Origin of the sequence: Acinetobacter sp. YH12233 (assembly GCF_013417725.1) — a bacterium.
Lineage (GTDB): Bacteria > Pseudomonadota > Gammaproteobacteria > Pseudomonadales > Moraxellaceae > Acinetobacter.
The window spans coordinates 36,451-48,416 of the sequence record NZ_VPDK01000001.1; the positions used below are offsets into that span (position 1 = coordinate 36,451).

The 11,966-nt window shown below is 41.6% G+C and carries 11 protein-coding genes and 1 pseudogene; 3 read left to right on the top strand and 9 right to left on the bottom strand.

Going from position 1 to position 11,966, the window contains the following annotated elements; translation table 11 throughout:
• Positions 1-87: 87 nt before the first annotated feature.
• Positions 88-1,503, bottom strand: coding sequence for a Si-specific NAD(P)(+) transhydrogenase (gene sthA, locus FTV12_RS00165; RefSeq protein ID WP_004782740.1), 1,416 nt, complete (start codon positions 1,501-1,503; stop codon positions 88-90).
• 217 nt (positions 1,504-1,720) lie between these two features.
• Between sthA and lipA the strand changes: the two genes are divergently transcribed.
• From lipA to FTV12_RS00180, 3 genes and pseudogenes are all read left to right on the top strand, one after another.
• Positions 1,721-2,734 (top strand): lipoyl synthase, encoded by a 1,014-nt coding sequence (gene lipA, locus FTV12_RS00170; RefSeq protein WP_004782741.1) that lies wholly within the window; start codon positions 1,721-1,723, stop codon positions 2,732-2,734.
• 351 nt (positions 2,735-3,085) lie between these two features.
• The gene (locus FTV12_RS00175; protein ID WP_180033337.1) at positions 3,086-5,590 is read left to right on the top strand and encodes an acyl-CoA dehydrogenase; all 2,505 of its coding nucleotides are present in this window, start codon (positions 3,086-3,088) and stop codon (positions 5,588-5,590) included.
• A 167-nt stretch (positions 5,591-5,757) separates the two neighbouring features.
• Positions 5,758-5,880 (top strand): annotated as a pseudogene (locus FTV12_RS00180) (4-carboxymuconolactone decarboxylase); the annotation flags it as partial.
• Between the two features lie 145 nt (positions 5,881-6,025).
• On the opposite strand, the gene FTV12_RS00185 reads toward FTV12_RS00180, so the two are convergent.
• From FTV12_RS00185 to FTV12_RS00220, 8 genes are all read right to left on the bottom strand, one after another.
• Positions 6,026-6,529, bottom strand: coding sequence for a hypothetical protein (locus tag FTV12_RS00185; RefSeq protein WP_180033338.1), 504 nt, complete (start codon positions 6,527-6,529; stop codon positions 6,026-6,028).
• The gene (locus tag FTV12_RS00190) at positions 6,526-7,110 is read right to left on the bottom strand and encodes a glycoside hydrolase family 19 protein (RefSeq protein ID WP_180033339.1); all 585 of its coding nucleotides are present in this window, start codon (positions 7,108-7,110) and stop codon (positions 6,526-6,528) included. Before FTV12_RS00190 ends, FTV12_RS00185 begins: the two co-directional genes overlap by 4 nt.
• Positions 7,091-7,393, bottom strand: coding sequence for a hypothetical protein (locus FTV12_RS00195; RefSeq protein ID WP_163171470.1), 303 nt, complete (start codon positions 7,391-7,393; stop codon positions 7,091-7,093). Before FTV12_RS00195 ends, FTV12_RS00190 begins: the two co-directional genes overlap by 20 nt.
• Positions 7,374-7,700, bottom strand: coding sequence for a hypothetical protein (locus FTV12_RS00200; RefSeq protein WP_044112749.1), 327 nt, complete (start codon positions 7,698-7,700; stop codon positions 7,374-7,376). The genes FTV12_RS00195 and FTV12_RS00200 overlap by 20 nt, the downstream gene beginning before the upstream one ends.
• 164 nt (positions 7,701-7,864) lie before the next feature.
• On the bottom strand, positions 7,865-8,764 hold the full coding sequence (locus FTV12_RS00205; RefSeq protein ID WP_180033340.1) for a hypothetical protein: 900 nt from the start codon (positions 8,762-8,764) through the stop codon (positions 7,865-7,867).
• Positions 8,757-11,486, bottom strand: a complete 2,730-nt coding sequence (locus tag FTV12_RS00210) for a phage tail protein (protein ID WP_180033341.1) — start codon at positions 11,484-11,486, stop codon at positions 8,757-8,759. Before FTV12_RS00210 ends, FTV12_RS00205 begins: the two co-directional genes overlap by 8 nt.
• A complete protein-coding gene (locus tag FTV12_RS00215) occupies positions 11,473-11,649 on the bottom strand; it encodes a hypothetical protein (RefSeq protein ID WP_257220860.1) in 177 nt (58 codons plus the stop codon). The genes FTV12_RS00210 and FTV12_RS00215 overlap by 14 nt, the downstream gene beginning before the upstream one ends.
• Before the next feature lie 8 nt (positions 11,650-11,657).
• Positions 11,658-11,966 carry a hypothetical protein gene (locus FTV12_RS00220; protein WP_218949113.1) on the bottom strand — a complete coding sequence of 103 codons (309 nt, stop codon included), beginning with the start codon at positions 11,964-11,966 and terminating at the stop codon, positions 11,658-11,660.

The window sequence follows — 11,966 nt, forward strand, 5'->3', positions numbered from 1 at the left end:
CTGACAAGATTGAATTTTTTCAATCTGGAAAATAAAAAACCCGCAAGCCAAACCTGCGGGTTTTTGATCTAACCTGAATAAATCAAATTAGAATAAACGGTTCATACCATTCAAGGTTGCCACACGGTAAGCTTCTGCCATCGTTGGATAATTGAATGTGGTTTCCACAAAATACTTGATCGTATTGTTCGGGCTGTTCATGACTGCCTGACCAATATGGATAATCTCTGATGCATTATTACCAAAGCAATGCACACCCAGAACTTCCAGCGTATCGCGATGGAACAGGATTTTTAATTCACCAACTGTATCACCGGTAATCTGCGCACGCGCCAGATGACGGAAAGAAGCCTGACCCACTTCATACGGAATTTTTTCTTCAGTCAGCTGCTGCTCAGTTTTACCGATTGAAGAGATTTCCGGAATGGTATAAATACCAGTCGGAATATCAGTCACGGGTGCAACATCTTGCTCACCGCTCATGTTAGCACCTGCGCAACGACCTTGGTCATAGGCAGCAGAAGCCAATGATGGCCAGCCAATCACGTCACCTGCAGCATAGATATTTTCGACTTCAGTCTGATACTGCTCATTCACGGTTAATTGACCGCGACTGTTTGGTTTGAGGCCAATATTTTCAAGGCCTAAACCGTCAGTATTCCCTGAACGGCCGTTACACCACAGAATCGCATCTGCCTTAATTTTCTTACCGCTTTGTGTATGTAGAACCACATAATCATCAGAAGTTTCAAGGAAGTCGATCTGTTCATTATGACGGATCAATACACCCTGTTCACGTAAGTGATAAGACAACGCATCAGAGATTTCATCATCTAAATAGCTGAGCAGTTTTGGTTGGGTGTTAATTAGGTCAACCTTATGTCCTAGACCAATAAAGATCGATGCATATTCACAGCCAATCACACCTGCACCATAAATAATGATTTTTTGGATTGAGAAATCCAGATCCAGAATTTTATCTGAATCAAATACACGTGGATGATTGAAATCAAGAATTTCTGGGCGGTATGGACGTGAACCGGTCGCAATCACCAGTTGCTGGAACATAATAGTTTCTTTTATGCCATCTGGTGTAAATACAAAGATCGTATTTGCGTCTTGAATGTAAGCACGACCATGATAGATATCAATCTTGTTACGGTCATAAAAACGTGAGTGAGTATCCACCTGCTGCTGAATCACTTTATGTGCATTGCGCAGTACCTGTTTCATGGTGAATTGTTTCCATTCACCTACTTTTTGAAACATTGGATCACGTTGATAACGGATAATGCTGGATACCGTTTGACGCAATGCCTTACTTGGAATCGTACCTACGTGAGTACAGTTACCACCCAGCTGTTCACGCATATCCACAATTGCAACACGCTTACCCGATTTGGCAAGTTTCATTGCCGCGCCTTCGCCCGCAGGGCCTGAACCTAGAACTACCGCATCGTACTTAACGAAAGTCCCACTAACGACCTCTTTTTTACGTGGCATTCAACGCTCCTTAAAATTAAAAAATTTTGCTTTAATCTACGCTATATTATGACGTAATTACTGCCAATTTGGTGTATTTAACTTACATATATTGTGTGATAAGAACATTTTTTAAATGAATAATCCTTTTCGCCCTATTTCACCCGAGTTTCGTTATAATTAAAAAAGTGTTAACTTTGATTTATCTCCCTCCTTCAAAACAGTGGAAAAGTTATATATGTCTGAAAACCGTAAACCTGAACAGGGTATCAAACTTCGCGGCGCAGAAAAGGTCGCCCGTATTCCTGTAAAAGTTGTTCCTACGGTTGAAACGCCACGTAAGCCGGACTGGATCCGCGTGAAAATGGCCGCTCCCGAGGAAGTTCAGCGTATTAAAACTACACTTCGTCAGCAAAAACTGCATACCGTATGTGAAGAAGCGGCTTGTCCGAACCTGCCTGAATGTTTTGGTGGGGGTACAGCAACCTTTATGATTATGGGTGATATTTGTACGCGTCGCTGTCCGTTCTGTGATGTGGCACATGGTCGTCCAAATGCACTTGATCCGGATGAACCGCGTCATATGGCAGAAACGATTGCCAACCTGGGTCTGAAATATGCAGTCATCACTTCAGTTGACCGTGACGACCTGCTAGATGGCGGTGCACAGCATTTTGTCGATTGTATTAAAGAAGCTCGTGCATTAAGTCCAAAGACTTTGCTGGAAATTCTGGTACCTGATTTCCGTGGTCGTATGGACATCGCTTTACGCATCATGACTGAATGTCCACCAGACGTGTTTAACCACAACATTGAAACTGTGCCACGTCTGTATAAAGCCATGCGTCCAGGTTCTGATTATCAGCACTCTTTAAATCTGTTGAAAATGTTTAAAGATTATTGCCCAGAAATTCCAACCAAATGTGGTTTGATGGTCGGTATTGGTGAAACTGAAGAAGAAGTTCTCGCTCTGTTAGATGACCTGAAAGCGCATGACGTGGATTATGTAACAATTGGCCAGTATCTACAGCCATCTAAACAGCATGCACCAATCGACCGTTTTGTAACGCCAGAAGAATTTGAACGTTATGCAGAACATGGCCGTAAGCTTGGCTTTAAGAATATCTGGTCAGCACCGATGGTACGTTCAAGTTACTTTGCGGATCGTCAATACTACGGCGAACCGGTTCCAGAAGTACGCCGTAAAGTTGATCCAGCGAAGAAAATCGCTGTACAGGCAATTGAAGCTTAAAATGACTTAGATCAATGCCCTCTCAAGTAGAGGGCTTTTTTATGCCTAACTAAATTTATATTTGTTCACTTTTTAATTATTTTAACTACCCTCTCTTAAAGATTAAGTTATTACTTATCTTCACATTTCTTTGCGTGTTCTCACTTGAAGACTGTGCATTTTTCAAACAATCTCAAAAACAGATAAAACACTTCAATATATCGTTGAAATATTTAATAACGATCGTTCTCACACCAACAATTGTGAATTTGCCAGTTGCTTAAGCGATGTAAAAAAATTGATCAAGTCTTATGAAGACACCTTAGGGAGATCGGCAGCATCACAATTGTATGACCCTGGAGAAATATAACAATGCTATTTATTTTCGCCGTACTTCTTCTCATTGCCAGTTTATGGGCGATTTTCTTTTTTCAACTCTCCCGTACCACTGGTGCAATTACCCTGATTGTCATGTCAGTGGTTTGTGCCTTTATCAGTCCTTGGTCACTGATTCTGGGTATTCCTCTGATCCTGATCAGTCTGGTCGTCATGATCGAACCTTTGCGTATGTCTTTCATTTCCAGGCCAGCCTATAAGGCATTAGCGGATGCCATGCCGAGCATTAGCCCGACAGAACGTGAGGCTCTTGATTCCGGCACCAGCTGGTGGGAAAAAGAACTCTTTATGGGTGCGCCGAACTGGGAAACCTTTAATAGCTATCCCTATCCAAAACTTTCCATTGAGGAACAGGCATTCTTGGATAACGAAGTCGAAACGCTGTGTAGCATGCTGGATGAATGGGAAATTCATGAGAAGAAAATGCTGCCTGAACATATCTGGCAATATATTAAAGATAATGGCTTCTTGGGACTAATTATTCCCAAAGAATACGGCGGTCGTGCCTTTAGTTCCTTTGCTCAAAGCCGGGTGATGAGCAAAATTTCTTCACGCTCTCTCACTGCTGCTGTGAGCTGTATGGTGCCTAACTCACTTGGGCCGGGTGAGTTGTTACTACATTATGGTACCGATGAACAAAAAGATCGTTATTTACCCGGTCTGGCCAAAGGTGAAGAAATCCCATGTTTTGGTTTGACCAGTCCTGAAGCCGGTTCAGATGCCGGTGCGATTCCAGATACCGGTGTGGTTTGCTATGGACAGTTTGAAGGTCAGGAAGTCTTGGGAATGAGAATGAATTTCTCCAAACGCTGGATTACCTTGGCACCGATTGCCACTGTCGTCGGTTTAGCTTTTAAAATGTATGATCCTGACCATCTACTCGGTGATAAAACGGATTATGGGATTACTTGTGCCTTGCTACCGGCCAATCATGAAGGGGTAAAAGTCGGTCCACGTCATAATCCTGGCTCCCCTTTTATGAATGGTACTGTTGAAGGTAAGGATGTATTTATTCCTTTAGACTGGATCATTGGTGGCGTGAAAAATGCCGGCAAAGGCTGGCGTATGCTGATGGAATGTCTGGCAGTTGGCCGTGGTATTTCCCTACCGGCTTTATCTACCTCCAGTGCCGAAATGACTTACCTGAATGTCAGTGCATTTTCTCGAATCCGTCAGCAATTCAAGATTTCGGTGGGTAAATTTGAAGGCGTACAGGAAGCCAATAGCGAAATTGCCAGTGATGCCTATATGCTGGAAGCTTTCCGTTATTTAGTGACTTGTGGTCTGAACCAAGGTGGTAAACCGGCAGTCATGACGGCAATTGCTAAATACTATGCCACTGAGACCATGCGTAAAATTGTCAATCACGGTATGGATGTCGTGGGTGGCCGTGCGATTCAAATGGGACCTCGTAACTTCCTGGCTCTCAACTATCAGGCCATTCCAGTATCGATTACAGTCGAAGGCGCCAATATTCTGAGCCGTTCATTGATGATCTTTGGTCAAGGCTCAATGCGTTGCCATCCTTATTTGTATGAAGAATTACAGCTTCTGCAAGCTGAAGACCCAAAAGCCGCTCTGAATCCATTCGATATTATGTTGTTTAAACATCTGGGTTATACCTTTAACCGGACTGCCCGCTCTTTTGCCTATGCTTTTAGCGGTGGTTCAAGTGCTGCGCCACAAAGTGCAGTTGATTTTACCCGTCCTTATTACAAGATTATTAACCGGCTCAGTGCCAACTTTGCCCTGACTGCAGATATGTGTCTGGGTTTACTTGCCGGTGATATTAAACGCAAGGAAATGCTTTCTGGCCGTCTGGCTGATATTCATGCCCATCTGTTTATTGCGACGGCAATCCTGAAATTCTTTGAACATAGCAAAAAAACTGAAGCTGAACGTCTGCATGCACAATTGGCAATTGAGAAATCTTTATATACGGCTCAGGAAGCGTTTTATGACCTGTTTGCAAATTTCCCGGTGGGTGTTGCTGCTGGCATGGTCAAACTTATCTGTTTCCCATTTGGCCGCCCTGTCGCGAAGCCATCTGACCGACTTAAACAGGAAGTCGCAAATGTCATGATGGAAGATAACGCTTTCCGGAAAGTACTGAAAAAGCATGTTTTCTATAGCACAGCGGAAGATGATGTGAATGGTCGTATGGAATCAACCTTCACCATGTTATTGGAGATTGAGCAGCTTTGGGATCGCTTTAAAAAAGCCGAAAACAAAGGTCAATTTAAAGGACTCAGTTTTGCTGATCATGTGGCTGATGCGCATGAACAAGGCTTTATTAATGAAGAAGAAGCCAATAAGTTGCTGGACTATAATGCGCGTCGCTACGACAGCATGTTGACTGATGTCTTCGATCTGCATTTACAGGAAGTATTGGAACTTGAAAATCCTCATATTTCGAAAGCAGATGCAACAGGTACTGATACTTCAGTTCAAAGTGCACCTTCACATTCAACCAGTCCTTAGATAGAACTTTTATCTAAATCGGATCTTGCTTTCCAAAGTGAAGTTATTTCTTGACTTCACTTTGGATATTTCAAGTGGCTATTCAGCCACTTTTTTACGACTATTGCACGATGGTATTTAAGAGATAAAACGTTAAGCTAGACCCATAATAAAATTGAGGGTCAATGATGTCACAACAAGATTATGAAAATGGCTTGAAAGTCCGTACTGAAGTGATGGGTGCAAGTTTTGTAAAACGTGCTCAGGACAATACAGTTCCTTTTACTCAGCCTTTGCAGGACTGGATTAATTAATTTTAAAAATACTATAAAATCAGTATCATAAATTAGTATAGTGTTTTTAAGGCGTAAAATTGGTGTAAATAAAGACCCATCAAAGAGCCTTCACACAAATCCCCACGTTTACATTCGTTGTAATTGAATGAGCTAAAAGCCCTCACTTAGAGGGCCATGCATCACTTAATCGTTTTGCATCAGCTGCGTGTTCATCAGCTCGTTGCGCCACTGCTCGATATTCATTGACGCATTTTTCGAGTACGACACCGCTGGCATTACTGTACTCAATGATGGTTTCTCTGGTAGCTGTGGACATACGACTTGAGGCTGTATCGATTTGCTTTGACAGGCGCTCAATAGCGGACTTAGCGCTATTGCTATCAGCAATAATTTGTTTGATATCTTCACGATGTTGAATCTCCGCATTTAGTAGCTTTTCAGACCATTGTTTTTCTTTAGCAAGGGCATCAGCTTTTGCTTTTTCAGTTAGTGCTTCAGCCTTGGCTAGATCGGTTTGATATTTAGCATCGAGAGTGTCGTAATACTTCTGCCAGGTTGATGCACGCCATGTCTGCACACCTAAACCAATTAGGACCAGCAATAAAAAAGCCGACAAAAAGATAATGACGGCTTCGTAAAATTTAGCGATAAAGGCTTTTATCATATCCAGCCCCTCAACTTAGCCAGATGCGCTTTACGATCAGCCAAACCATTAGTGCCACCATTGATCCGGCGTGTAATAGTCAGCACATCATCTTTATCAGCCAGGGCATTCAAGCCATTATCAGCCCAAAACTTACAAGCAACCATAAGGCCGATGCTAGGAAGCGCTACAACCTCAGGATTGTTCTCAAAGTCGATGCCGAGCTGCTGACCGTACTTGCGATAGTTAGTGCGGCCAGTCAACTGAATTGGGCCACGACCTTTAAATCGCTTACCATCCCCTGCTTGCGTATTACCTAAATCCTTTCGGCCTTCATAAGCTGCACCTGATGCAATTTCTTCCATATAGCGGAAGTTGCCAGACTCGTGCGCCAATTGTGCAAGGAAGTGAATCAATCGAAGTGAGTTGTCCAGGATGCCATAGGTACGCAAATGAACATTGGCGGCAAGACCAAGTTCTTCAGCACGTGCTTGGCTGGCACCTAATTTTTTGAATACTGCGGTCAAGGTGCCACGGCCAATAATGCCATCGTCATGCACACCTACTACTTTTTGGAGTTTTTTAATTTGAGTGGTGTTCATCATCTTTATCCGTATTAAAAAATTTAGGACGTGCACCCTCCTTCCCCCAGATATAAAGCTGTCGGGTGAAAAGCACAAATACAATACTTACCGTGGTGTAAAAAAGAGTTCCGGCTGGACTGGGTGAGTAATCATCTTTTACAAAGAGTGCTACCCCAAAAATAATTGACAGCATCAAAAGAAAATCGATGTGCTTTGGTAATTTAATTTTTGGATGAAATACCATGATTGCAAACGAAACCAGAAACAATACCAATGCCGTCTTACTTATGATTAGCAGCATCTTCATTCTCCTTTTTGACCAAACCAAGAAGTCTTGATCGAGCCAAACTTAATAATGCTTCAGCTGTACTCTTACCAGCAGCACCTAAGACAAAACCAAATAGCTCAGGGTACTTGCCATTTGCAAGAAATAAGCTTGCTGGCTCAGCAAAGACCACACACAAAATGAAGCCTGCAAAGAACCCTATCCAGCGATCCCGAGTAGGCTCCTTGCTTAATAGAAAGCCAAAAGTTGCGCCCAGCACACCTGTAAAAAGGATGTGTGAATGGTTCTTTATGCTTTCCAATACTTGACTAAGAAAGTCCATATACATCCCCTTTAGCCATACATACTCCCTAAATTATTGACATTAAAAAAGAGCCTTTCGGCTCTGGTGGCGGATCAGTTGAATAATCGTTGGACATTGCGCCCCCTAAATTTTAGGTAATAAAAAAGCACCTAAAAAGGTGCTATAGGTTAAGTTAATCGTAGCTATTTTGCATAAATCATGGCGGTGATCGCTCTTATATTTTGATCGCCCGCCGGTATTTTTGAAATATTAAATACCGCTCCATTAATTAAAGAAATGCTGCTTCTCGTTTTGCCAGCCACAACAAAGTTAAAACCATCACCAACCACAATAGGACTTGATCTTGTTGCTATGATTGTCTGATCACTCAATATATTGCAAATGGGCAAACTTGCATATATCACATCCCAGCTTAGCATATCGATTTCAAAAACTTCAGATTTATCACTTATTACTGATGGTGTCATCAAGTGTCTTACAATTGTGTCATTTGCCACAGAAGCAGACAGATATTCGGATGCATGACCATAACATTCAACAGTTGTTATGGTCTTTGATGGCCTTAAAACAAAAGAAACTGCACCACCGTAGCCCATGGTTACGCGCTGTATTGTTTCTTGAGTACTGGCTAAGTTAGCTATTTTTGAGAACACAAAAAATCCATTCTCAAGGTCAAGTATTTTATTAAACCCATCTATGGATGGAATATTAAAAGTTCTGACAACAACAATAATAATGTCATTGATTTCAAAAGGTGCTACTTTTAAATTAACATATGTAATAGGTGATGATACTCCCGCGTTTCTTTGCGAAGCTGGTACAATATTCAATTTTGCATGTGTCTTTGTTGTAATCATTGCAATATTGCTAACTTTTTCAACCCCTTTCATATAAGAACCAATGGCAATGAAATATGTTTTGTTTTCTTCTATGTTGGTGTCAATATGGGCTAGTGTATCACCAGCCAAAATTTCCTTAGGGGTGGGTAGATTATTCACGTCAATAGGGGTTTCAGAGCAGTAATAGCGCTGCTCATCAACAAATCCATCTAGTTTCCAATTTAGTTCTAAACGATTAGTCATTTTTAAACTCAACTGTTAAGTCGTATGGGGCTGAGAAGAATTGCGACAGCTCAACAATATGCTCAAAAGATTGCAGACTCTCATAGCTATCTCGCACAGTTTTCAGTGTAACTTTCACAAATCGTGTATCCGCTTGCATGGTTGAAATCGGCATTGTGTAGCTTGTAGATCCAGTGACATTCGCATTCGTCGTTGCAACCTCAAGATCATTCTCATCTAACTGCGTCAAAATCAAACGTGTTTGAGTGTTTTGCTCAATTCCAACACCGCCATCAAACCAGCTAAGCAGCTCACCGCCAGTCTGCTGCAAACGATTACGATCAATCCAGGTCACAATCAAATCTGTTTCAATTTCTTCAGGCCAATACTCCCCATTAATTTTGACATTTGCCGGAGGGTAAGGTCGGATTGCACGCGCCTGAATTTCAACCGCTGTTCCTGTTGTTGAAAGCTCTTGAATCCCACTTGGCGTTGTTGTTAAGACTTGCGCTTCAACCACTTCACTTTGTGTGTACTGGGTTGAGTCAAATGCAACATCAGGCAAATCGAAAACAAATAAATTGCCAGAATTGTGCTTTTTCGGAATAGTATCTAGAACACCGCGCTTCACTGTTAAAACTTTCGTTTCAGTATCAAAGCTTACAAACCCCATTAATTCATCATTTAACAAGATTAAATTATTCGAGTTTGCTGTTTGGGTTAATAAGCCGGTGACTGTAAATGATGAGGTTGTTTCAGTAATATGCTGATCAAGTTGCAAAATATCGCAGTAATCAAGACGAGAAACTTGTTCAAACTCACTAATTCCACCATCCGTATAAAGAAGAGCATTAAGTGAATTGCTTTGCGGTTTTGCTGCAATTGCTGCGACATAGCCAATATCTGGATTATTTGATAATTCCAAATCAGCATTTGTTTGGCCGGCGCGAAGTACTGTTAGATAATACGGGGCTTCAAATACTGCATTCATGCTTGGCTGCGGTGGCTGTGGTGCTAATTCAACCGGAGCATCAACTACAATACTGGTATTCATTTCACCCGAATATGGAATTACTTCCTCAAAATCAATCGTCACAGTATTGTCAGTACCATTACCAAGATTGATTTTTATGATACGAACAAGGATTGTGCCATTCCATTTTTTTGACCAAGGCAAGCGAATTAAATCATATCTGTTCCATTTGCGAGCTTCACGCCAACCAGTTGTAAAACTACCGGACCATGCCGGAGTAGAAAATTGTTTTAATTTCCAATTCGCTACGATCTCAGCATTGCGCATATTCATGAAATATGGAAACTCAACTGACTCAGCATTCGCATGACCCATTGTTAAAATAGAGCCATTCTCATAAACCGAAAAAGTAGAATTTTTGATGCGCTCACGGTCGTAATAAGTGACATTGAGTTGATTCACAATGTCGTCACTATTCATCACCTCAAGTGACAAATCCTTGATTTTGTTTTCCGCAATATCATGAATTTCATCTTCAGAAAACCAGTCATCACGAAACAAAACCATTTCATATAAACCCGTCTGACGGTTTACACGAATACCAGCCTCTATGTGATAGCAAAGCTCCTCGATGGCTTCGATGCATGATTTCTCATCAATCGCCCACGAGACACCAAGACCCTCATCCCAGATTCGATCCGCAGCTTTCATAAAATTCACGTCATTTATGTCTGATTCAGGCTTGCCCATCGCGGTATCATCCGTAAGAATTTCACGAATTTTGTGAATGGGGTTTATGTCAAATGCATCGTTTTGGATGAATTTTTTATGCTCTCTTATCTCTAAAAAATAAACATCAAGAGCCACACCCATTACATGAGAATTGGAATCCGGGTTGTAAATAGAATTTCTGCAATAAGCTGAATCGCGAAAAACACCACCTGGCCCAACCCAAAGCTCGTAATTTTTTTCCTGTGACGCACTCCCGCCTCTTGCGCTTGACTCAACTCGGATTAGGATGTCAAAAGGAGATGTATTTTTAAAATATTGCTGTTCTTCATAAAAACCCTCAAAGTAATTTTGACCCGATGTTCCTGATCCGCCACCTGATTTATTTGGCGAAAACATCATTGTTTTATGATTAAACTCAATAGTTTTCGTATTTTGACCGCCCGTATATGTTCTGATTGCGTTCAATGTGAATGATTGCGGCTCAAACTCATCACTGTTCTGAACATAATAACCACCTATCTCACAAACAACAGCCCCATCCCCCCGAACTTTATACCACTGCCCACTACCGTCATTTCTAACGCGTGTACGCTTCACCCATAACAACATCTCTTTCATATAGCCTGATTTGCCCACGTAAAACGATGATCTTCCGCCTGCCCCCAAGGCGTTTGCTACTTCTTCATAAATTCCGCCAACCTTAGCAAAATCAAAACCTCCTTCTCCGCGAAATACCAAATAGGATTGATATGGGTAGCCAGAAACCAAAGGAAAGTATTTTTGGTATTCAGCATTTGGCTCTTGGTCTGGTGTGCCAAAATGAATATCAATATTTCCTGATACACCACCTTCTGTTTCGCCATATAGATTAGGCTTTTGTACCGGTAAAAGGTTTGGTGGATGTTTTGTTGGATCATGCAAAATCCAGCCGCGATTATCAAAGTTAATACCTAAGAACTTTTCAATGCGGTTTCCAATAAATGCAGCAAACTTTGCGGAGTAACGATAACCAACAACCTGTGAATTACTTTTTCCCATTTTTAGCTACCTCTACCACTTGCAAAGCCATGACATCTTTTGTGTTTATAAAATCCTGAGCATCACGACCATTTTTAAGAAAATCCTGCCAATCCCAACCTTGACGTAAAAAAAATGCCCGGGTTCCGCCCGAGCACATTTTTGCTTTCCGAATATCAGACATATAAATCTTCATTTTTTACCGCCTTTCTGCTTAATTGGCGAGGTCGTCTTACCCCAAATATCTGTAATGTTTGCATGAACATGAGGACTACCTGCAATATCACAAAATGAAGTGCCTTCATCCGCAATCGTGCCATCCAGCTGATTTGGTTTTGGTCGATTCTTTTTCTGCATCTTGCGCATTTGCAGGAAGGTGTAGACCCCAACAATTAGAGAAACAGCACCAGCAATCAAAGCACCAATCAATAAAGGTGCGATTGAGGTAGAAACAGGAATATTACTCGGATCAAAACCAGTAAGAAGCAATTCGATATTCAT